The organism is Parvimonas pharyngis (assembly GCF_046569675.1).
In the GTDB taxonomy this organism is placed as follows: domain Bacteria; phylum Bacillota; class Clostridia; order Tissierellales; family Peptoniphilaceae; genus Parvimonas.
This window is the reverse complement of record NZ_JBKICJ010000006.1, coordinates 1-23,244: the sequence shown is the minus strand read 5'-3', so window position 1 is coordinate 23,244 and position 23,244 is coordinate 1. Positions and strand designations below refer to the sequence as shown.

Genomic DNA, 23,244 nt, shown 5'->3' with positions numbered 1-23,244 from the left:
ATTCGTTTGAATGCCCTTTGTTTTATTTACTTTTGAGTGATAGTTTTAATATTAAATTTTGATTTATTTTTAAGTTTTTACTTTTTACTTTTCCTTAGATACTTCATAATATAAAATTAATATCGTAATTAACATTGAAAGATATATTAAAAATGTATATTCAAAATCTAAATAATGTCCACAAAATGGGATATACATCAAAATATTTGTTATATACGGTATCAATAATAACCATACTAAAAGAAGCCCTTTTTTTGTTTTATTGTTCATAAGCCCTCCTATTAATATCACTCTACAACTATAATATCATATTAAAGTAAAAACGTCAAGTTTTATGAATAATAAAATTTATTTTATTTTTCTTTAATTCTTAGTATATGAAGCTGTGCTTCTTTAGATTCGTCATTTTCTCTAACCAAATAAGAAATAGTATTTTTTGAAATAGCCATTTTAGAGGCTGATTTTCCTTTTTCTTTATAGTTTTTTTGAATTAATAATTTTCCTGATTTATTATAAACATAGATATTGTCATTATTATCTAATAGGTAAAAATCATTTATTTTATAAGCATCTGTAAGGTAGTGAGTGCTGTCAACATTTGGAATTTCTGAACTTTCCATAGTTTCTAAATTAATTACTTTGCCTATATTGTAGTCTGATGCTTCTATTACATAGTCGCTTGTAAATAAAAATTTATCATCTCCTGAAACAAATATAACTTTTCTATTTTTTACAGCTTTAGGAGTTGTTATTTTTTCCAATTCTAAAACTTTTTTAGACTCGTTTGGGGAAATCTGTTTATAAATATCTGCATATCCTTTTTCCATAGAATCATCATTTTGGTAATTTATAACTTGAAAATATATATGATTTTCAATACCACCTGCAAACATAATATATTTACCATTTAACTTATTGTTTTTAGTATTTAACTCTTCTTCCTCAAGTAAGGATAAAAGTGCATCGTCAATATTAAATTGTAGCAGATAGGATTTAAGAATATCTTTTCCAACATTATTCTCACAAGTTAAAATTAAATTATGACCGTCAACAGTTACTGATGGTATTTTATTATATACTTGATTATCATTTGTAATTGAAGATTTATCTTCATCAAAATATTTTTGAATGGTTTTATTTTTATCCACAACTATAAAATTGTATTCAAAGGTTTCTTTTCCGTTATTATTCTTTTTGTTATTTGCTACATTTTTATTATTCACTTTTACTATGAATAATGTTTCGTCAATAACACCATCTCTTGCAATAGCAAACATATTTTCTTTTTCATTTCCTTTTATTTCATAAATTATGTCAGTAGTTTCGTCTTTTAGATTTTTAGATGCATAAACTATTCTATCCTCACTTGTGTAGGTAAAATATAATTTATTATTTTCTGGATTGTAATTTAAAAAACGAAATTCAGTAGCGTTTTTTGGAATTTCTACATTTTTTATTTCTTCATCAAATTCTACTTTTTCTACATTTTCTTTTTTTGCTTCTGTATTAGTTTCAACATTTGAGTTTTTCTTTTCTTTTGATGAACAAGAAGTTAGAAAAATAGAAAATATAAATAAACAAATAAGTATTTTTTTCGATTTCATAAAGCACCACCTGTATTTATTTATAACGGTTTATTAATAAAATATTCTATTAGCCATAGCTTATCATAATAAATTAATAAAGTCAACACTTTAAACAAAAAAAGGAAAATATATTAATTTTGTTTTTAGACATAAAAAATGGCGATTAGTTATCGCCATTTTTAATAATTATTTACTTGTTAATTCTATGAATTCGTCAATTTCTTCTTTAATGCTTTCAAGAGATTTTAACCAGAAATCTTTTTTAGTTAAATCAATATTCATAACTTTTGCAACATCTTCACAAGTGTTAATTGTTGTTGCGTGTAAAAGTTCTTGATATTTTTCTACGAAGCCTTCAGGATTTTCTTTGTATATTGCATAAAGACCTCTTGAGAAAAGTCCACCAAATGAATATGGATAGTTATAGAATGAGAAACTTGCTGAATAATAATGAGGTTTACAAGCCCACATAAATGGGTGATAAGTTTCAGGATCAAGTCCGTCTCCATAAGTTTTTTCTTGAGCGTTTCTCATAATTTCTTCAAGTTCTTCACTCATCATAAAGTGGTCAAGTTTTCTATCAAAAACTTCTTTTTCAAATAAAAATCTTGAATATATATCAACAGTGATTTGAGCACAGTCTGAAATTTGTGATTCCATTAATGTAATCTTTTCTTCTTCGGATGCTTCATTTAATGCTGCGGACATTATTAAGTTTTCATTGAAAATTGATGCTGTTTCAGCAACTGGCATTGGATAATCCCAGTTTAAAGGTAAATGATTTTCAACATGAAGTCCATGGTAAGCATGACCTAATTCATGTGCAAGAGTTAATACTGAAGAAAGACTTCCGTCAAAGTTCATCATTACTCTTGATTGCTTTATATAAGGAAGGTTGCTACAGAATGCACCGCCAACTTTTCCTTTTCTAGGGAAGTAGTCAATGTAGTTATTATCAAAAGCACCTTTAACCATTTGTACCATATCATCTGAGAAAGTTGCAAAATGTTTTAATAAAAATTCTTGAGCTTCTTCAACTGTAAATGTTCTATTGCTTTCTCCAATACTTGCGAATAGGTCATAGAATTTTAATCCACCTTCATAACCTAAAAGTTTTGCTTTATGTTTAAAGTATTTTCTAAAATGAGGTAGGTAATCATCAATACTTGACCAAAGAGCATCTAATGTTTCTCTTTTTAATCTTGAATTTTCTAAAGATTCAGCAAGAGCTGATTCAAAACCTCTCATTTTTGAAGTTGTATTAACTTCTTGTTTAATATTATTTAATGAGAAAGCTATTGAATCCTTTATGCTATCGTAAAGTTTCAATTCACTATAAAATGCTTCTTTTCTTGTTTGTGCATCTTCAGAATAAGCTAAGTTTCTGATTTCACTTAGAGTTTTTTCTTCGCCTCTAAATTCCACTGATGCTTTAGAAGTTAAGAAGTTGAACATAAATTCCCAAGCATTTGAGCTTGAAAGTTTCATTTTTGCAATAACTTCTTCAATATCTTCTGGTAATACATGTTTTAATGCTTCTTTTTTGTTTTTAAAGAAGAATTCATATTGTTTTAAATATTCATCTTGAGTAATATCACAAGTGATAGAACCTAAGAATTTATCTATTATTGTAAATGTTTTAGCATAATCTGAAAGTTTAGCACTCAAATTATTGCTATAATAAGTTGTCTTTTCATCAGTTGTGTTTATTGCTTGATTAAGTTCGATATAAGTAAAAAGTCTAAAAATTGTTGTGTTAATTTCTTCTAGTTTTTTAATAACTGATTTTACACAATCAATGTTATCCTCTAATTTAATTTTGTCGAATTCAGCAAATAAACTGTCTATTCTTTTGAAATCGTTTTGAAATTCAGCACTTTCATAAGAAGGATAAATTTCAACTAATGAATACTGTTGCTCCATATTTTCTCTCTCCTTAATAAATTATTTTTTAAGTAAAACATTCCAATCCTTTTCTTTGAATCCAATTAGAAAAACTTTGTTTTCCTCATCAATTAATACAGGTCTTTTAATAAGAGAGCCATCTTTAACTAATAACTTAATAGCTTCTTCTGCAGATAGATCATCAAAATTTTCTTTTAAATTTAAATCTCTATATGTTTTACCACTAGTGTTGAAAAGTCTTTTAAGTCCCATGCTTCCTTGAACTGCCTTTATTTGAGATTTTGTTGGAGTTTTCTCCTTAAGGCTTATCTCTTCAAATTCAATATCATGGTCTTTTAGGAATTTTTTTGCTCTTTTACAAGTTGTACAATTTGGATATTCGAATAAAATTTTCATTATAACACCTCCCATAATGATTTATAAATTTTCCAAATTTTAAATGCATTTATAAAATACCCATTTATAACGATAATATCAAAAAAAATCATAAAAGAAATCGCTTTTTCAGTATTTCATGTTATATAGGGTAAAATTAAAAATTAGCATATTAACTTAACTATTTTATCAATTTAATTCTATCACTAATTTAAAATAAAATCAACATAAGTTTATTATTTATATAGAAAAAATTTAATGTAGTAAAAAATATTTAATAAAATACAATAAAAGGTATTGTGTAATATATAGTAGTATGATAGAATATATATAAAGATATAATATAAACTAAAAAGGAGGTAAAAATGGATACGCAAATAAAAAAAGGTCTATTAGATCTCTGTGTTTTAAGTTTTTTAATCGACAAAGATATGTATGGATATGAAATTGTTCAAAGTATTTCTAAATCGATTGAAGTAAGTGAAGGAACTATTTATCCTATTCTAAGACGTCTGAGTAAAGAAGGTTATTTTGAAACATATATTGTTGAGTCTAATGAAGGGCCTGCAAGAAAGTATTATAGAATTACAGCTTCAGGAATTGAATTTTATAAAAAACAATTAAATTCTTGGGAAAAATTAAAAAACGGAATGGATAGTATTTTAAAGAGAGGTGAAAATAATGATAACTAAAAATGATTATTTAGATGTTTTAAGAGATTATCTCTTAAAATTTTACTCAGAAGAGGAAAGTTTAGATATTCTTAGAGATTATGAAGAATATTTTTTAAATGGAAAACTTGATGGAAAAACAGAAGAAGAAATAATTTTAGAGCTTGGTTCTCCTAAGAAAATTGTTCAAGAGATAAGGGAAGAAGAAAAAAACATTTCCAGTAAGAAAGGTGCTTTTTATAATTTGAGTAAAAAATTTGACGGCTGGTTTGAAAAAGGACTTTCAGATAAAAACAAAAGTGGAGAAATTGAAATAATAGAAAATAAATGTGATAAATTATTTGAAAAATATGGAATTTTCACTTTTATGTTTCTGGCAATTTTTTCAATTGTAGAGATGTTTTTAGGTTTATATTCACTAATAGGTATAACTGAAATGTTGGGAATATATGTAGTTTCAATGTCTTTTTTAGTTAGAACAAATAAAGGGCTACAAACAAAAGAAGGAAAATTACTAACATTTGTAAATATAATTTTTATTTTATTGTTTGGACTATTTGCATTTAGAGGAACTGGTAATATACTAAGCGTAGGATTTGATTTAGCATTTATAATGTCCATTTTAAATTTAATATTAATATTCATATTTTCAAAGGGAATATTTTCTCTTGTATTAATTTCGCTAGTATGCGCTGTAATTTTTATAGTTTTAGGTGGAATTTGGTTTTTATTCGTAGGAATGACTATTTTTGGAGTTGGACTTGCAAGTTTCTTAACTCCAGTTGTGTTAACAGCTTTATCAACATTATCTCTTAATTCATTATGGATAGTTTTTCCAATAATGCTTGCGATAGGACTTTTTATTGCAATGTGCATATTGATAAAATATTATTCAATATTTATATATAGATTAGTTTTAAAATATAATGATTGGATAAAAATAAAATTTATGTATTCAAGAGTTTATTTGCAAAAAACAAAGGAGGACTAATATGAAAGGAAAATATTTTAAATTAAAAGTATTAGCGATTGTTTCATTTTGTTTAATTGCTGTAGGATTTACAGGTTCTTACAAAATGTTTTGTGAAGTTCAAAAGAGAGTTGATGAAGAAATTGAGAAAAAATTGACTTATACTACAAAAGAGATTTTGAAAACTGACAAGGAAATAAAATATGTAGACTTAATCAAATATAATGGAGATAATGTAGAAATCAAGAAAAGTGAGGATGATTATAATCATATAACTGTAATTTATAAGGATAAATATTTTGAAAATGAAGTAGTTTTTGATAAAAAAAATGAAAATAAAATTAATGTAGTAACAAAAACTATTAAAAAGGAAGAATTTTCAAGATTCAATTTTATTGGTAAAATAATAGAAGATTCAGTTATGTACAATAAATTTTCATCTACATTCTCAAAAATGGATAATATGGAAGATAAGACTAAAATTATAATTGAAGTTAAAAATCCTATTGAAATTATGGGAATATCAAAAGATAATAAAAATAATGATTTACTAAAAAAAGAGTTGACTTATGGTGTATATGATAAAGATTTATTTTTTGATAGAACTATAAGAAATATTTTAAATCAATTTAATGAGTTTACAATAAAAGATGTAAATGATGAAATAATCGAAATACCAAAAATAAAATTAAAAAAATTGAATTATACTACTACAAATATTGAAAAATTACTCATATCAGGAGATAAGAGTTCATATGAAGAGGAATATGATGATTTGCCAGAAGTCAATGTAGATACAAAAAATGTAAAAGACTTTGTTGAAGTTGATTTGAATTCCTTAACTACTGATTTGAATATTACTGGAGCAAAGAAGGTAATTATTGAAGGAATGCCAATGTCAGGAGAGATAGTTGTAAAATATAAAGTAAATGGTGAGGAAAAGAGTTTTACAATTAATAAATCAAGTGAAAATAAAAATAGTACAAGAAAGACTATATATATTGATAGTGAGAAAATTTTTAGAACAGCAATGGATAGTTCGCTTATTAAAAGTAAATTAGATAAAATTGTAGATTTAAAAGAGATTAAATAAAAAAAGCAGACAATTATTTGTCTGCTTTTTTGTATAAAAGATAGGAGATATATGAATTTTTTAAATAGAAAAAATTTATTAAAGAATTATTTTAAAGCCACTTTTTCGAACTATAATTATATAATATAAAATTTTTGACAAAATTAGTAAGATAGCCACTTCAGCATAAATTCACAGTAATTAATTTCATAAATAAAATATAAATTATATAAAAATTGCAAAAAAGTTTAAGAAGGTATTGCAAAAAGATTTTTTATATAGTATAATATGATAAAGTTAAAGAGAAGTAATGAGATAGAGGTGTCCTGGTCACTTCTTAATTTTGGACTTTTTTATAACACAATACAGTGAGTAACTGGTAACGTACCTAATTACTCGAAGTACGATACTTAATTCGTACAGATACATAAAGGAGGATTTAGATATGAAAAAATTATCAAAAATCATAGCGTTGTGTTTAGCAACATCGTTTTTATTTACTGCTTGCGGTAAGACAGAAAAGAAAGAATCTAACGGAACTAAACAAGAAGAAAAGAAAAAAGATTCTGGAGTTCAAGATAATTTAGTTATTGAAAATGAAGGAACTCCTATAGAAAATGCTACATTAAAAATTGCTTATGTAAGCGACTCTCCATTTACAGGCATTTTCCATCAAGCTTTTGCAACTGGAAATCCAGATATGGAAATTTTGGCTTATAGTACAAATGGAACGTTTAAAATGGATGAAAACTATAAGTTAACTAATGGTGGTGGAGCTGATATTGAATTTAAGCCAGAAGAAAAGAAAGTAATAATAACTATTAATGAAAAATATACATGGAATGATGGAACTCCTGTTACATCAGCCGACTTTTTAGAATACTATAAGATAGTAGCTCATAAAGACTATACTGGTGTTCGTTTTGATGATGAAATTAGAAATGTAGTTGGTATAAATGAATACCATGATGGAAAAGCTAAAGATATTTCAGGTATTAAGATTTTAAGTGATAAGAAATTTGAAATTAATTTTAAATCATTTAGCCCAGCTATCCTTTGGGGTGGTGGAATTCCTTTTGAACCTGTTCCAAGTCATAAGTTAAAAGATATTCCTGTTAAAGAACAAGAAGCTCATGACATTACTAGAAAGAATCCATTGTCTCCAGGACCTTACTATATTAAAGAAATAGTTCCTGGACAACAAGTAATTTTTGAAGCTAACCCATATTACTATAAAGGTCAACCTAAGGTTAAGACTGTTGTTTGGAAGATAGTTCCATCAGCACAAATCGTTGCAGCTCTACAAGCTGGTGAATATGACTTAACTGTTAGCTTAAATGCAGATCTTTATAGCAAAGTAAAGGCTCTTTCTAATATTAAAGTAGGGGTTCAAGATGATTTATCTTACAGTTATATAGGATTTAAGTTAGGTAAATGGGATAAAGCAAAAGGTGAAGCTATACCTGATCCTAATGCAAAGATGGCAGATGTTAAATTACGTCAAGCTATGGCTTATGCAATAGATAATGACCTAGTAGGAACTAAATTCTATGAAGGTTTAAGAAGAAATGCAACTCAATTAATGATTCCTGCATTTAAAGAATTCTATGATGATTCAATTAAAGGATATACAATAGATTTAGAAAAAGCAAAACAACTTCTTGACGAAGCTGGATACAAAGATGTTAATGGAGACGGAATAAGAGAAGATAAAAATGGACAACCATTTAAGATTAACTTCGCTTCAATGTCAGGTAGTGCAATAGCAGAACCAATTACAAATTACTATATCCAACAATGGAAATTAATCGGATTAGATGTTCAACTTACTAATGGAAGACTTATAGAATTTAACTCTTTCTATGAAAAAGTTCAAGCAGATGATCCAGAAATAGATATCTACCAAGCTGCTTGGGGAACAGGTTCAAACCCTAACCCAACTAGTCTTTACGGAAGAAAAGCATCATTTAACTTCCCAAGATTTGCAACTCCAGAATTAGATGCTATACTAAACAAAATCAACTCTGTAGAAGCAATAGATAAAGAATATAGATCAAAAGCATACAAAGAATTTGCAAACTACATGTTTGAAAATGTTCCAGTTGTACCAACTCTATTCAGAAAGAGTATAGTTGCAGTTAACAACAGAGTTAAAAAATGGGATATAACTCCAGGAAATAACTTTACTATATTCGATGTTGAATTAACAGCTGATGAACCAATTAAATAGTAAGTAAATTACTTATAAGAAACCACGAAAGTGGTTTCTTTTTTGTTTTCTTAATAGGAAAATGTTATAGTATTTTCCTAAATATTTTGAAAAATCAATAAAAAATTTACAGAAAACTATTGCAAAAAGATTTTTTATATAGTATAATATTGTAAAGTTGAAGAGAAGTAACAAAAAAGAAGTGTTTGTTATCACTTCTTAAATTTGTACTTTTTGTATAACACAATAAAGTGAGCGATTGTTAACGTGTTTTGTCGCTCGTGTGCGGTACTTAATTCGTACAAATACATAAAGGGGGATTTAGATATGAAAAAATTATCAAAAATCGTTGCGTTGTGTTTAGCAACATCGTTTTTATTTACTGCTTGTGGTAAAAGTAATAACAAGAGTAAAACAAACCAAGAAGAAAAGAAAGAAGTTGGAGTTCAAGATAACTTAGTTATCGAAAACGAAGGTACTCCTGTAGAAAATGCTACTTTAAAGATTGCTTATATAAGCGACTCTCCATTTTCAGGTATTTTCCACTATGCTTTTTCACAAAATAGTTCAGACTTAGAAATTATGACTTATTGTGCAGGTGGAACTTTTAAAGTTGATGAAAACTTCAGGATAATCAACGGTGGTGGTGCCGATATCGAATTCAAACCAGAAGAAAAGAAAGTAATTATAACTATTAATGAAAAATATACATGGAATGATGGAACTCCTGTTACATCAGCAGACTTCTTAGAATACTATAAGATAGTAGCTCATAAAGACTACACAGGTATCCGTTTTGATGATGATATTAGAAATGTAGTTGGTATAGATGAATATCATGCTGGAAAAACTAAAGACATTTCAGGTTTTAAAACTTTAAGTGATAAGAAATTTGAAATTAATTTCAAAACATTTAACCCAGGAATCCTTTGGGGTGGTGGAATTCCTTATGAACCAATTCCAAGTCATAAGTTAAAAGATATTCCTGTTAAGGAACAAGAAGCTCATGACATAACTAGAAAGAACCCATTATCTCCAGGACCTTACTATATTAAAGAAATAGTTCCTGGACAACAAGTAGTTTTTGAAGCTAACCCATATTACTACAAAGGACAACCAAAAGTTAAAACTGTTATTTGGAAAGTAGTTCCATCAGCACAAATCGTTGCAGCGCTACAAGCTGGAGAATATGACATAACTGTTAGCTTAAATGCAGACCTTTATAGTAAAGTTAAAGATTTAAAGAATATTAAAGTAGGAGTTCAAGATGACTTATCTTACAGCTATATAGGATTTAAACTTGGTAAATGGGATAAAGAAAAAGGTGAAGTAGTAACTGACCCTAATGCAAAGATGGCAGATGTTAAATTACGTAAAGCTATGGCTTACGCAATTGATAATAACTTAGTAGGAACTAAATTCTATGAAGGTTTAAGAAGAAATGCAACACAATTAATGATTCCTGCATTTAAAGAATATTATGATGAATCATTAAAAGGATATACAATAGATCTTGAAAAAGCAAAACAACTTCTTGATGAAGCTGGATACAAAGATGTTAACGGCGATGGAATAAGAGAAGATAAAAATGGACAACCATTCAAGATTAACTTCGCTTCAATGTCAGGTGGAGCTACTGCTGAACCAATAGCTCAATACTATATGCAACAATGGAAATCAATCGGATTAGATGTTCAACTTACTAATGGAAGACTTATAGAAATTAACTCTTTCTATGAAAAAGTTGAAGCAGACGATCCTGAAATTGATGTTTACCAAGCAGCTTGGGGAACAGGATCAAACCCTAACCCAACAGCTTTCTACGGAAGAAAAGCTGCATTCAACTTCCCAAGATATGCAACTCCAGAATTAGATGCTATCTTAGCTAAGATAAACTCTGTAGAAGCAGTAGATAAAGACTATAGATCAAAAGCATACAAAGAATTTGCAAACTACATGTTTGAAAATGTTCCTGTTGTACCAACTCTATTCAGAAAGAGTATAGTTGCAGTTAACAACAGAGTTAAGAAATGGGATATAACTCCTGGATCTACATTTACTGTTAAGGATGTTGAATTAACAGCACCAGAACCAATTAAATAGTAAGTAAATTATTTATAAGAAACCACGAAAGTGGTTTCTTTTTTATTTACTTAACGGGAAAATGTTATTTTCCTAAGTTTTATGTTATTTTAAAAACAAAGTTTATTTTTTTCTAAAAAAGTATTGCAAAAATAATTTTTATATAGTATAATAGTTCAAAGTTAAATAGAGTTAACGGAAAGGGAAGCAAACTGGGGGCTTCTTTATTTTGTAAGTTTTTATTTAATACAATAAAGAGGATTATTGTTAAAGTCTATAATCCATCTATGCGCGATCCGTAATTCGTGTAAATTTATTAGAAAAGGGAGAGATAAAGATATGAAAAAATTATCAAAATTAGTTGCATTGTGTCTAGCAACATCTTTTTTATTCTCCGCTTGTGGTAAGAGTGAAAAGAAAGAATCTAACGGCACTAAACAAGAAGAAAAGAAAGAAGCTGGGGTTCAAGATAACTTAGTTGTTGAAAACGAAGGAACTCCAGTAGAAAATGCTACATTAAAAGTTGCTTATATTAGTGACTCACCATTTACAGGTATTTTCCATTTAGCATTCGCAACAGCAGATCCAGATATGCAAATTTTAGAGTATTCAGCTGGTGGAACATTCAAAGTTGATGAAAACTTTAAAATTGTAAACGGCGGCGGTGCTGACGTTGAATTTAAACCAGAAGAAAAGAAAATAATTGTAACTATTAATGAAAAATATACATGGAATGATGGAACTCCTGTTACATCAGCAGACTTCTTAGAATACTATAAAATTATAGCTGATAAAGACTACACAGGTGTTCGTTTTACTGGCGATATAAGAAATGTAGTTGGTATTGAAGAATATCATGATGGAAAAGCTAAAGAAATATCAGGTTTCAAAACTTTAAGTGATAAACAATTTGAAGTTAATTTTAAAGAATTCACTCCTAGTATCCTTTGGGGTGGTGGAATTCCATCTGAGCCAGTTCCAAGTCATAAGTTAAAAGATATTCCTGTTAAGGAACAAGAAACTCATGACATAACTAGAAAGAACCCATTATCTCCAGGACCTTACTATATTAAAGAAATAGTTCCTGGACAACAAGTAATTTTTGAAGCTAACCCATATTACTATAAAGGACAACCAAAAGTTAAAACTGTTATTTGGAAAATTGTACCATCAGCACAAATCGTTGCTGCATTACAAGCTGGAGAATATGATGTAACTGTTGGATTGAATTCAGATCTTTATAGCAAAGTTAAAGATTTAAAAAATATTAAACTTGGTATTAAAGATGAATTATCTTATACTTATATAGGATTTAAACTAGGTAAATGGGATAAAGAAAAAGGTGAAGTAGTAACTGACCCTAATGCAAAGATGGCAGATGTTAAATTACGTCAAGCTATGGCTTATGCAATTGACAATAATGCAGTTGGATCAAAATTCTTCCAAGGTTTAAGAAGAAATGCAACACAATTAATGATTCCTGCATTTAAAGAATTCTATGATGATTCATTAAAAGGATATACATTAGATGTTGAAAAAGCAAAACAACTTCTTGATGAAGCTGGATACAAAGATGTTAACGGAGACGGATTAAGAGAAGATAAGAATGGACAACCATTCAAAATTAAATTCGCTTCAATGTCAGGTGGAGCTGTTCAAGAACCTATTGCTAACTACTATATCCAACAATGGAGATCAATCGGATTAGATGTTGAACTTGCTACTGGAAGATTAATTGAATTTAACTCATTCTACGAAAAAATTCAAAATGATGATCCAGAAATAGATGTTTACCAAGGAGCTTGGGGAACAGGATCAAACCCTAATCCAACTAATCTTTACGGAAGAAAAGCTGCATTTAACTTCTCAAGATTTTCATCTCCAGAATTAGATGCTATCTTAGCTAAGATAAACTCTGTAGAAGCAGTAGATAAAGATTTTAGATCAAAAGCATACAAAGAATTTGCAAACTATATGTTTGAAAATGCACCAGTTGTACCAACTCTATTTAGAAAAAATATAGTTGCTGTAAACAACAGAGTTAAGAAATGGGATATAACTCCAGGCTCTGGCTTTGGATTATATGATGTTGAATTAACTTCTGAAGAACCAGTTAAATAGTAAGTAAATTATTAATAAGAAACCACGAAAGTGGTTTCTTTTTTTGTAAAAAAACTTTAAAAATGTGATTTGAATTACAAAATCAGGAAATTATTAAAAAAATGTAACTTTTTTCAAAAGTAAAAATTTTAATATTTTTTTAATTTTAAAAGTAAAAAAAATAATTAAAATATTGAAAATAAGGGATTTTATATACAAAAAATTTTTTGCTTGAAATAAAAAGCTAAATGAATAAGTTAAGTGTTAAAACATTATTATAGTTAATAATTTTGTCTATATTTTAATTTATCAAAAAAAAACTTTTGTTTTAGGAAATGTTATGCTATAATTCTAGTTGTAAAGATAAGATATGTTTCTTAAGTGTTGAGTTATACTCATATAAAATCACAGTAGAACTAAATTTTTTGTGTGATATAAATTAGAAAACGATTATCTTGAAAAATATTTATTTTTTTCTCAAGGAGGAGACTTAAGATGAAAAAAGCGTCAAAATTAACAGCTTTAGCATTAGCTAGTTTGATGATACTTTCAGGCTGTGGAGCTAAAACTGGAAAAGATGGCAAAGACAGCAAAGACAGCGGAAAGAAAGAAGAATCAGGATTTAAACCAAATCCAGTAGTTGAAAATGAAGGAACACCAATCGAAAATGGTACTATAAAAATTGGTATCATTGCTGAATCACCATTCAAGGGTGTATTCCACGAAGCATTCGCTAATGATAACTTCGATATGACTATTATGAACTGGGTTGGTATGGGAGGCTTCTTTGATGGAGACCCTGACCAAAAACTTGGTAATACAGGACTAGGTAAGATCGAATTTAAAAAAGAAGAAAAGAAAGCAATTATTACAATTCATGAAAAAGCAACTTGGAGTGACGGAGTTCCAGTTACTGCAAAAGACTTTTTAAGATATTATTTAATCATCGGACATCCAGATTATGAAGGAGTTCGTTTCGGTACTGACTACATGAACGTAGTAGGTATGCAAGAATATCATGATGGAAAATCAAAAGAAGTATCAGGGGTTAAAATACTTTCTGATAAATCTTTAGAAATAAGCTTTAAAGAATTTGACCACTCTATATATTGGGGTAAGGGAATTCCTTTCAATCCAGTACCAGACCATGTTTACAAAGATATTCCTGTTAAAGAACAAGCAACAGCTGATGCTACAAGAAAACATCCATTATCATTTGGACCTTATGTAATCAAAGAAATAGTTCCTGGACAACAAGTTATAGCTGAAGCTAACCCATACTATGCATTTGGTAAACCAAAGACTCCAAAAATGGAAATCAAAGCAGTTCCATCTGCACAAGTAGTAGCAGCTGCTAAATCAGGTGAATATGATATTATTGATACATTTGGATCTGATTTGTATGAAAAATTTGCAGAATTAAAGAATGGTAAAATAGCAAGTAACTACTATGGTGGATATGGATATATTTCATTCAAATTAGGAAAATGGAACAAAGAAAAGAACGAAGTTGTTACAGATCCTAATGCAAAAATGGCTGATAAGAACTTAAGAAAAGCTATGGCAATGGCTGTTGATAGAGATACTGTTAATAAGAAATTACAAAATAATTTAAGTATTCCTCTATATCAATTAATTCCACCAATGTTCTCTACAATTTATGATAATAACTTCGAAGGAATTAAATATGATTTAGAAGGAGCTAAAAAAGTTCTTGATGAAGCTGGATACAAAGATACTAATGGCGACGGAATAAGAGAAGATAAAAATGGACAACCATTAAAGATTAACTTTGCTGCAATGCAAGGTGGTGCTACTCAAGAACCAACAGTTCAATTCCTAATTCAACAATGGAAAGCAATCGGTCTTGATGTTCAACTTGTTACTGGAAGATTAATTGAATTCAACTCATTCTATGAAAAAATAGAAAAAGATGATCCAGAAATCGATGCTTACATGGGTGGATGGAGTACAGGTTCTAACCCAGACCCAACTGGTTTCTACGGAAGACATGAAGTATATAACTTCCAAAGATTTGCTTCTCCAGAATTAGATAAATTATTAGCTAATATAGTATCTCTTGATAACACTGATCCAAATGTTAGATTACAACATTATAAAGATTTAAGTAAGTACTTAGTTGTTGATGAAGCTATAGTAATTCCAACTTTCTCACATACTACAAAATCATTTGTTAACAATAGAGTTAAAAAATATGATATTTCTTTACCTAAAGAAGGACAAGCTCCATTTAGAAATTCTGACTTAGAATTAACTAAAGAATCACCAGAAGTTGATAAATAGAAATAATTAAAAATAAAGTGTGGAAAATTTCCACACTTTTTTTTATTGTGAAACAACAAGGTTTTTGGGTACCCAATGTATCTACGATACATTTACTTTTGCTAAAGCAAAAGTATGAGATCTTCACAGTCGATTGTACTCAAATCAAAGATTTGAACAATCTTTGCGTCAGACCTACTTTTGTTTACGAGTAAACAAAGTTAGGGCTAGATTGACTTCGGTTCGCTATGCTACGTTTCGCTCAAGATGACGTATAAGGGAATAATCGTTGTTTAATAGCTAGACGTTAAGAGTAAATAAACTCCAAAATATCTTTTTAAATGTAGTAGAAAAAATATAGTAAAAAATCATATAAACTTATTTAAAAATATAGGCTATAAAACAAAATAGTTCACGTCATAGCAATTAAAAAAGAAGAACCCCAAACACGTCATCTCGACCGGAGAGTAACGGAGCGGAGAGATCTCAATTATTGTTTGTTTACAAACAATAATATTTCTGAAAGAAATAAAAAAATATAATTTCAATATGTATATACAATACATTAAGAGCGAAGATAAAGTATAATTTTTGTCTTTGCGTTTTTTTTTTTTTTTGAAAAACTTTGAAAAATAGGGAAAATTCCCTTTTTTATAATTGTGGTGTATGATATAATATTTATAGATTAAAACTTTGTTTTAATCTATAAATATTGAACCATAATTGCCATAAAAAATAATCTAAAGAAATTATGGTATAGTATTTAGGCAAAATAAAAGTGCCTTTATGCAAAATGATAAAGACACAATTATTTTACTTTCATTTTAGTACTTTTACATTGAGTAAGATAATTCTACACCCATCTTAAAAATTATCAAAAAAGATTTGGTGTATAAGGTTTTATGGTTTCATACTTTATTATTGGGGAATTATTTTTAAAGTATGATTTATTAGTTTACATTTTTATGTAATACTAATTTAAATTTTTATTTATCTTGGTTAAGATATATATATTTTGCCATATTAACCTTAAATAAAATTTAAAAAATAAAAATCCTGAAAAAATTAAAAAAATAATGACGAGGTGGTTGTATGATAGGTATTATAAGTGCTCTTGATGAAGAGCTAATGGAAATTATAGATAAAATTGAAACAAAAAAAGTTACAAAGGGTTATTTTACTTTTTACCTTGCAAATATTTCTAATAAGGAAGTTGTTTTAGGAATTTGCGGTGTAGGAAAGGTAAATTCTGCAATTTATACTCAAAGCATGATTGACAACTTCTCTCCGAGCGTTATTATTAATATTGGTGTTGCTGGTTCTACTGATGATAAAGTAAAAATTGGCGATTTAGTTATAGGCACAGAATATTTCTATCATGATTTTGATTGTACAGAAGCTGGTTATGTAATGGGACAAATACCAGCACTTCGTGATGTTAAATTTATTGCTGATAAAAAATTAGTTGATATTTCTTATGAAAAGGCTTTAAAAGTTCTTCCTGAAAATAGAATTTTTAAAGGAATTATAGCTACTGGGGATATTTTTGTAGCTAAAAAGGAAATTAAAGATAGGATTAAAGAAAATTTTGACTCTCTTTGTTGTGAAATGGAAAGTTGCTCTATCGTGCATACTTGTCATTTAAACAATGTTGGATATTTAGCTTTACGTTCAATATCTGATAATGCAAACGAAGAGGCAGATTGTGATTTTGAAACTTTTGTTTTAGAGTCAGCAAAGGTTGTTAAGAGTATTATTTTGGATATTATAGAGGAAATATAGATGATTGAAATTAAAAATTTAAAGAAAAACTACGGCAAATTTGTTGCAATTGATGATTTTAATTTAGAAATTAAAGAAGGAAAAACATATGGAATTTTAGGAAGAGTTAATTCTGGTGGAACGACTATTTTTAATATTCTATGTAATTATACTTTTCAAGAAGATGGAACTGTTTTGATTGATGGAAAAGCTCCTGAAAACGCAAGAGATTTGATATATATGTGTCCAAAAATGGAATTTTATAATGGATATACATTAAGACAGGTTTTAAAGACAATTTCTGAATTTAATTCCGAATTTGATTTAGACTATGCATTAGAGCTTTGTGAATCCTTTAAAATAGATTTAGATAGCAAGTTTAAAGCAGAGGAAAATGTTCAAAATTGCACTATTTTTAGAACTATTGTTACAATTTGTATGAATAAAAAATATCTTCTATTTAATAAACCAGAAATTGGACTTTCAAGTCTGGATATTAGAAAATTAAGTGATATTTTAATGGGAAATTATAGAAGAAGAGGCTATACTCCAATTATTCATAGTAAAAATGCAAATTACTTTTTTGATTATCTTGACTATATAATAATTATAAAAGATAAAAAAGTTGTACTTTTTGAAAGTAGAGAAAAACTTAAAAAAATGGTTTATTCTATTTCCGGTTCTGTTGATCTTATTGGCACAGCTGTTAAGGATAGAAATGTGTTGGCGATTAGAACGCTTAAAAACTTTTCTAAATTGAAAATAGCTTATATTCTAGCTAATGATGAGGATGAAGTTAGAGCTCATGCGAGCAGAACTGTTTCCTTGAAAGAATTATATGAAGCTATTACTGCTTCTGAAGAAGGAGGTCGTTAAGTTGAAAAAGGGATTAAATTATTCTTTAAGAGTATTGTTTGATACTTTTCTTGCTGGAATTTTATTTTCTGTTTTAAGTGAATTAGTATTTTTAGCAATAGCAAAACTATTGAATTTTGATATTTATCTTGATACAGATGTATTTATGTCCGTTTTAGTTGCGATTTTCTTAACATTTATTTTTTCGGGAAAAAACATTATAAATCAATTGTTTATAAATGGTTTTAGCAGAAAGAAAATAGCAAATATAAAAACTTTAAGTTGTATGATTTATAGTTTAGCCTTCTTTTTATTGATATTTTTATTTGAAATTTTCTATGCGAAATTATTTTCAAATATTATGGATTTAGAGACTATTATTCGTTTAGTTGTAATCTATTTATCGATATGTGTTAGTGCTGAATTAGCAACTTTTATATCATTACTTTATAAAAATATTTCTATGAAAAAAGGCAAGGGTGTTCATAAAACTTTCTATAGATATATGTACTCATTTGGAGTTATTCTTTTAACTTATATATATAGAATTGTATATCCTAATGTTCAAGAGTATTATACAATTATTGTTTTGGCAGTTATTGTTGTATTGTTTTGTTGTTTACAATTTTACTTAGCACGTGCTAATAGAAAGTGGATATTAAATATTGATATAAGAGCTTAGGAGGTTTTTATGGACGGATATATATTGGCTTTAGATCAAGGAACTACAAGCTCAAGAGCTATTTTGTTTGATAACAATGGAACAATAAAAGGAGTTTCTCAAAAAGAATTCAAACAAATTTTTCCTAAGGCTGGTTGGGTTGAACATGATGCAATGGATATTTGGGCTACACAATCAGGAGTTTGTAGAGAAGTTTTAGAAAGAAACTTCGTAAGACCTAATGAAGTAAAGGCGATTGGAATAACAAATCAAAGAGAAACTACGATTATATGGGAAAAGGAAACTGGAAAACCAATATATAACGCAATAGTTTGGCAATGTAGAAGAACTGCTGAGATTTGTGAAGAAATAAGAAAAGCTGGATATGAAGATTTGATTTTTGAAAAAACTGGTTTAAAACTTGATGCTTATTTTTCCGCCACAAAAATAAAATGGATACTAGATAATGTTGAAGGGGCAAGAGAAAGAGCAAAAAGAGGCGAATTGTTATTTGGCACTGTTGACACTTGGATAGTTTGGAACTTAACAAGAGGAAAAGTGCATATAACTGATTATTCAAACGCTTCAAGAACAATGTTATTTAATATTAATACTCTACAATGGGATGAAGATATTTTAAAGATTTTGGATATACCAAAGTCAATGTTACCAGAAGTTAAAGATTCGAGTGAAATATATGGATATACTGATGAATATACATTTGGTGGAGCTCAAATTCCGATTTCTGCAGTTATAGGAGATCAACAATCAGCTCTTTTTGGACAAACTTGTTTTGAAAAAGCTGAAGCTAAAATCACTTATGGAACAGGAGCATTCCTTTTAATGAATATAGGAGAAGATGTTCTAAAATCTAAAAATGGTTTACTGACAACTGTAGCTTGGGGAATTAATGGCAAAGTTACATATGCTCTTGAAGGAAGTATATTTATTGCAGGAGCAGGAATTCAATGGCTAAGAGATGAGCTTAGACTACTATATGATGCGAGTTTATCTGAACAATATGCAAAATTAGTTGATGATACTGATGGCGTATACATAGTTCCGGCATTTACAGGACTTGGAGCTCCATACTGGGATATGAATGCAAAAGGAGCAATTTTTGGACTTACAAGAGGAACAAAAAGAGAACATATAATTCGTGCGATGCTTGAATCAATTGCGTATCAATGTGTGGATGTTTTTAACTGCATAGAAGAAGATACAAATATAAAAATTCAAAATTTAAAAGTTGACGGTGGAGCAAGTGCTAATGGATTTTTACTACAATTTCAATCAGATATGTTGAATACAGAAGTTACAAGACCGGAAATTCTTGAAACAACAGCAATGGGCTGTGCATTCCTAGCAGGGCTTGCTGTGGGCTTTTGGAAAAGTACAGATGAAATTAAAAATATTTGGAAAAAAGATAAAATATTTCAACCTTTAATAAGCGATGAAGATAGAAAGAAAAAGTTAAAGGGCTGGAGAAAAGCTGTAAAAAGAACTTTTGATTGGGATAAAGATGAAGAATAAGGTATATTTTAAAGACTCAGTTTAATTGAATTGAGTCTTTTTTTGTTTGCGAAATTATCCATAAATTTTATTTATAACAGAAAATTAGCATAGAAAATTTTAATGTTAATGTCGAGTGTTAGGGGTATAATTCAAATAATCAAATTTTAGGAGGTAGAGATGAGAGATTACTATAAATGGGCAAAAGAATTTTCTGACAAGTATATAAAGCCAGTGGCAGAAGAAATTGATGAAAAAGGAAAATTCCCAAAAGAAATATTTGACAAAATCAAAGAAGAAGGATTTTTTAAAGTTTTAGTTCCAACTGAATACGGCGGAGAAGGTGCAGGTCCAGAGGCACAAGCTTTTATTACTCAAGCATTTGCTGAAGGTGCTGCAACAGTTGGGTTAGGATATACAATGCATAATGTTGCATTAAAATTTGTTTTAACATTTGCAGATGAAGACTTCAAAAAATTCATTATTAAAGAAGTTGTCGAAAACAATAAAATGTTATCACTAGCTAGAAGTGAATTTGAAACTGGAGTACATGTATTCAAATCTCAAACACAGTTGGAGGAGTTTGAAGATCATGCAGCAATTAATGGAGTTAAAAGTATGATTACATCAGCTAACTATGCTGATTACTATTTAATTTCAGTTCCTAAAAATTCTAAAGGTGAAATGAAAAACTGGTTAATACCAAGAGAATCAGAAGGGTTATCATTTAAAGAAAGTGATTGGAGAGGAATTGGAATGAAGGGTAATAACTCCTGTCCAATGATTATGGAAAATATAAAATTAGACAATAAATATGGAATTAAAATTTGCAGAAAAACTTGTCCTCAACCTTATGAAGTGAATATAGATGTAATATACTTTATGACTGGACTTGCAGGAGTTTATTCAGGTGTATGTCAATCATTATTTGAATCAGCTTTATATCATGCAGAAAATAGAAAATACGGTGAAAGTTCACTAGCAGACATTGAACCTATTCAAGTTCATTTATCAAAACTATATGCAAATGTACTAGCTGCAAAAGGAGCTTTAGAATCAGCTGTTAATTCATTTAGTAAATTAGAAGAAGATGGATTTAGAAAAATAATGACTGCTAGAATAATAGCTTCTGAAAATTCAATTGAAAATGCAAATATTGCAATGAGAATTGGTGGTGGACAAGCATACAATAGAAAAGGAAATATCGAAAGATTAATGAGAGACGCTTATGCAAGTCAAGTTATGTTCCCAAGTATAGATGTTTTAAAATCATGGGTAGGAAAGAACATAACAGGAAATTCAATTTTGTAAAAGTTACTATATAATAAGATAATAAGGAATCCGTTTTGGATTCCTTTTTTATTTATAGATAAGTATTGACTTAATAAAACTAGATTGATATAATATATAGACACATGTAAACGGACTAATATTTAATCCTTTAAAAATATTTTTAAAAAAATTTAAAAAAAGTGTTGACAAAGGAGTATCCAAGTGATATAATATTAAGGTCGCAGTAAGTGTGACAATGAACCAAGAAAAGTAAACAGTGATAAAAACTTTGAGAGTACAAAGAAAAACAATAATTTGGTGTAACAAAAAGTCAGCGAGAGCAGACGAACTTTTAATAGAGAGTTTGATCCTGGCTCAGGACGAACGCTGGCGGCGTGCTTAACACATGCAAGTCGAACGTGATTTTTATGGAAGGACCTTCGGGGACGGAAGTAAAATGAAAGTGGCGAACGGGTGAGTAACACGTGAGCAACCTACCTTACACAGGGGGATAGCCGTTGGAAACGACGATTAATACCGCATGAGACCACAATACTGCATGGTATAGGGGTCAAAGATTTATCGGTGTAAGATGGGCTCGCGTCTGATTAGCTAGTTGGAAGGGTAAAGGCCTACCAAGGCAACGATCAGTAGCCGGTCTGAGAGGATGAACGGCCACACTGGAACTGAGACACGGTCCAGACTCCTACGGGAGGCAGCAGTGGGGAATATTGCACAATGGGGGAAACCCTGATGCAGCGACGCCGCGTGAGCGAAGAAGGTTTTCGAATCGTAAAGCTCTGTCCTATGAGAAGATAATGACGGTATCATAGGAGGAAGCCCCGGCTAAATACGTGCCAGCAGCCGCGGTAATACGTATGGGGCGAGCGTTGTCCGGAATTATTGGGCGTAAAGGGTACGTAGGCGGCCTTTTAAGTCAGGTGTGAAAGCGTGAGGCTTAACCTCATTAAGCACTTGAAACTGGAAGGCTTGAGTGAAGGAGAGGAAAGTGGAATTCCTAGTGTAGCGGTGAAATGCGTAGATATTAGGAGGAATACCGGTGGCGAAGGCGACTTTCTGGACTTTTACTGACGCTCAGGTACGAAAGCGTGGGGAGCAAACAGGATTAGATACCCTGGTAGTCCACGCCGTAAACGATGAATGCTAGGTGTTGGGAGTCAAATCTCGGTGCCGAAGTTAACACATTAAGCATTCCGCCTGGGGAGTACGGTGGCAACACTGAAACTCAAAGGAATTGACGGGGACCCGCACAAGCAGCGGAGCATGTGGTTTAATTCGAAGCAACGCGAAGAACCTTACCAAGGCTTGACATATAGTTGAGTTATTGAGAAATTGATAAGTCCCTCGGGACAGCTATACAGGTGGTGCATGGTTGTCGTCAGCTCGTGTCGTGAGATGTTGGGTTAAGTCCCGCAACGAGCGCAACCCTTATCTTCAGTTACCAGCACGTAAAGGTGGGGACTCTGGAGAGACTGCCGATGATAAATCGGAGGAAGGTGGGGATGACGTCAAATCATCATGCCCTTTATGTCTTGGGCTACACACGTGCTACAATGGTTGGTACAACGAGAAGCGAGATAGTGATGTCAAGCAAAACTCTAAAAGCCAATCTCAGTTCGGATTGTAGGCTGCAACTCGCCTACATGAAGTCGGAGTTGCTAGTAATCGTGAATCAGAATGTCGCGGTGAATGCGTTCCCGGGTCTTGTACACACCGCCCGTCACACCATGGGAGTTGGCAATACCCGAAGCCGCCGATCTAACCGCAAGGAGGAAGGCGTCGAAGGTAGGGTTAATGACTGGGGTGAAGTCGTAACAAGGTAGCCGTATCGGAAGGTGCGGCTGGATCACCTCCTTTCTAAGGAGTACTAAGAACGACAGTTCAAAATTTAATTCTTAGTTTTATCACT

General features: G+C 29.9%; 16 protein-coding genes and 1 rRNA gene. 13 read left to right on the top strand and 4 right to left on the bottom strand.

All coding sequences use genetic code 11. The annotated features are described in order from the left end of the window. Positions 1-84: 84 nt before the first annotated feature. From ACLGL0_RS06995 to ACLGL0_RS06980, 4 genes are all read right to left on the bottom strand, one after another. Positions 85-270 carry a hypothetical protein gene (locus tag ACLGL0_RS06995; RefSeq protein ID WP_411014153.1) on the bottom strand — a complete coding sequence of 62 codons (186 nt, stop codon included), beginning with the start codon at positions 268-270 and terminating at the stop codon, positions 85-87. Positions 271-353: 83 nt separating this feature from the next. Continuing rightward, complete coding sequence (locus ACLGL0_RS06990; protein ID WP_411014152.1) at positions 354-1,604, bottom strand: hypothetical protein; 1,251 nt, start codon at positions 1,602-1,604, stop codon at positions 354-356. A gap of 168 nt (positions 1,605-1,772) precedes the next feature. After that, positions 1,773-3,509 (bottom strand): M3 family oligoendopeptidase, encoded by a 1,737-nt coding sequence (locus tag ACLGL0_RS06985; RefSeq protein WP_411014151.1) that lies wholly within the window; start codon positions 3,507-3,509, stop codon positions 1,773-1,775. A 21-nt stretch (positions 3,510-3,530) separates the two neighbouring features. Continuing rightward, entirely contained in the window at positions 3,531-3,887 is a 357-nt protein-coding gene (locus ACLGL0_RS06980; RefSeq protein ID WP_411014150.1) for a Spx/MgsR family RNA polymerase-binding regulatory protein, read from the bottom strand. Positions 3,888-4,231: 344 nt separating this feature from the next. On the opposite strand from ACLGL0_RS06980, the gene ACLGL0_RS06975 reads away from it, so the two are divergent. From ACLGL0_RS06975 to ACLGL0_RS06915, 13 genes are all read left to right on the top strand, one after another. After that, positions 4,232-4,558 (top strand): PadR family transcriptional regulator, encoded by a 327-nt coding sequence (locus tag ACLGL0_RS06975; protein WP_411010432.1) that lies wholly within the window; start codon positions 4,232-4,234, stop codon positions 4,556-4,558. Next, a complete protein-coding gene (locus ACLGL0_RS06970; RefSeq protein WP_411014149.1) occupies positions 4,548-5,528 on the top strand; it encodes a DUF1700 domain-containing protein in 981 nt (326 codons plus the stop codon). The genes ACLGL0_RS06975 and ACLGL0_RS06970 overlap by 11 nt, the downstream gene beginning before the upstream one ends. 1 nt (position 5,529) lies before the next feature. Further along, the gene (locus ACLGL0_RS06965) at positions 5,530-6,600 is read left to right on the top strand and encodes a hypothetical protein (protein WP_411014148.1); all 1,071 of its coding nucleotides are present in this window, start codon (positions 5,530-5,532) and stop codon (positions 6,598-6,600) included. 424 nt (positions 6,601-7,024) lie between these two features. Then, positions 7,025-8,809, top strand: a complete 1,785-nt coding sequence (locus tag ACLGL0_RS06960) for an oligopeptide ABC transporter substrate-binding protein (RefSeq protein ID WP_411014147.1) — start codon at positions 7,025-7,027, stop codon at positions 8,807-8,809. 306 nt (positions 8,810-9,115) lie between these two features. Then, positions 9,116-10,891: an oligopeptide ABC transporter substrate-binding protein gene (locus ACLGL0_RS06955; RefSeq protein ID WP_411014146.1), complete on the top strand. Its 1,776-nt coding sequence runs from the start codon at positions 9,116-9,118 to the stop codon at positions 10,889-10,891. Positions 10,892-11,209: 318 nt separating this feature from the next. Then, complete coding sequence (locus ACLGL0_RS06950) at positions 11,210-12,991, top strand: oligopeptide ABC transporter substrate-binding protein (protein ID WP_411014145.1); 1,782 nt, start codon at positions 11,210-11,212, stop codon at positions 12,989-12,991. Positions 12,992-13,465: 474 nt separating this feature from the next. Next, positions 13,466-15,274 carry an oligopeptide ABC transporter substrate-binding protein gene (locus ACLGL0_RS06945; RefSeq protein ID WP_411014144.1) on the top strand — a complete coding sequence of 603 codons (1,809 nt, stop codon included), beginning with the start codon at positions 13,466-13,468 and terminating at the stop codon, positions 15,272-15,274. Positions 15,275-16,345: 1,071 nt separating this feature from the next. After that, complete coding sequence (locus tag ACLGL0_RS06940; RefSeq protein WP_233055817.1) at positions 16,346-17,035, top strand: 5'-methylthioadenosine/adenosylhomocysteine nucleosidase; 690 nt, start codon at positions 16,346-16,348, stop codon at positions 17,033-17,035. Further along, positions 17,036-17,890, top strand: a complete 855-nt coding sequence (locus tag ACLGL0_RS06935; protein WP_411014143.1) for an ATP-binding cassette domain-containing protein — start codon at positions 17,036-17,038, stop codon at positions 17,888-17,890. A 1-nt stretch (position 17,891) separates the two neighbouring features. Continuing rightward, entirely contained in the window at positions 17,892-18,551 is a 660-nt protein-coding gene (locus ACLGL0_RS06930; RefSeq protein WP_411014142.1) for a hypothetical protein, read from the top strand. Between the two features lie 9 nt (positions 18,552-18,560). Further along, complete coding sequence (gene glpK / locus ACLGL0_RS06925) at positions 18,561-20,063, top strand: glycerol kinase GlpK (protein ID WP_411014141.1); 1,503 nt, start codon at positions 18,561-18,563, stop codon at positions 20,061-20,063. A gap of 159 nt (positions 20,064-20,222) precedes the next feature. Further along, complete coding sequence (locus ACLGL0_RS06920; protein WP_411014140.1) at positions 20,223-21,353, top strand: acyl-CoA dehydrogenase family protein; 1,131 nt, start codon at positions 20,223-20,225, stop codon at positions 21,351-21,353. Between the two features lie 313 nt (positions 21,354-21,666). Continuing rightward, positions 21,667-23,192 (top strand): 16S ribosomal RNA (locus tag ACLGL0_RS06915). Positions 23,193-23,244 lie beyond the last annotated feature (52 nt).

Coding starts and splice junctions, on each gene's coding strand:
- ACLGL0_RS06940 (WP_233055817.1), top strand. CDS start 16,346: ATGATAGGTATTATAAGTGCTCTTGATGAAGAGCTAATGGAAATTATA.
- glpK (WP_411014141.1), top strand. CDS start 18,561: ATGGACGGATATATATTGGCTTTAGATCAAGGAACTACAAGCTCAAGA.
- ACLGL0_RS06975 (WP_411010432.1), top strand. CDS start 4,232: ATGGATACGCAAATAAAAAAAGGTCTATTAGATCTCTGTGTTTTAAGT.
- ACLGL0_RS06965 (WP_411014148.1), top strand. CDS start 5,530: ATGAAAGGAAAATATTTTAAATTAAAAGTATTAGCGATTGTTTCATTT.
- ACLGL0_RS06970 (WP_411014149.1), top strand. CDS start 4,548: ATGATAACTAAAAATGATTATTTAGATGTTTTAAGAGATTATCTCTTA.
- ACLGL0_RS06985 (WP_411014151.1), bottom strand. CDS start 3,509: ATGGAGCAACAGTATTCATTAGTTGAAATTTATCCTTCTTATGAAAGT.
- ACLGL0_RS06960 (WP_411014147.1), top strand. CDS start 7,025: ATGAAAAAATTATCAAAAATCATAGCGTTGTGTTTAGCAACATCGTTT.
- ACLGL0_RS06995 (WP_411014153.1), bottom strand. CDS start 270: ATGAACAATAAAACAAAAAAAGGGCTTCTTTTAGTATGGTTATTATTG.
- ACLGL0_RS06980 (WP_411014150.1), bottom strand. CDS start 3,887: ATGAAAATTTTATTCGAATATCCAAATTGTACAACTTGTAAAAGAGCA.
- ACLGL0_RS06955 (WP_411014146.1), top strand. CDS start 9,116: ATGAAAAAATTATCAAAAATCGTTGCGTTGTGTTTAGCAACATCGTTT.
- ACLGL0_RS06945 (WP_411014144.1), top strand. CDS start 13,466: ATGAAAAAAGCGTCAAAATTAACAGCTTTAGCATTAGCTAGTTTGATG.
- ACLGL0_RS06950 (WP_411014145.1), top strand. CDS start 11,210: ATGAAAAAATTATCAAAATTAGTTGCATTGTGTCTAGCAACATCTTTT.
- ACLGL0_RS06990 (WP_411014152.1), bottom strand. CDS start 1,604: ATGAAATCGAAAAAAATACTTATTTGTTTATTTATATTTTCTATTTTT.
- ACLGL0_RS06935 (WP_411014143.1), top strand. CDS start 17,036: ATGATTGAAATTAAAAATTTAAAGAAAAACTACGGCAAATTTGTTGCA.
- ACLGL0_RS06920 (WP_411014140.1), top strand. CDS start 20,223: ATGAGAGATTACTATAAATGGGCAAAAGAATTTTCTGACAAGTATATA.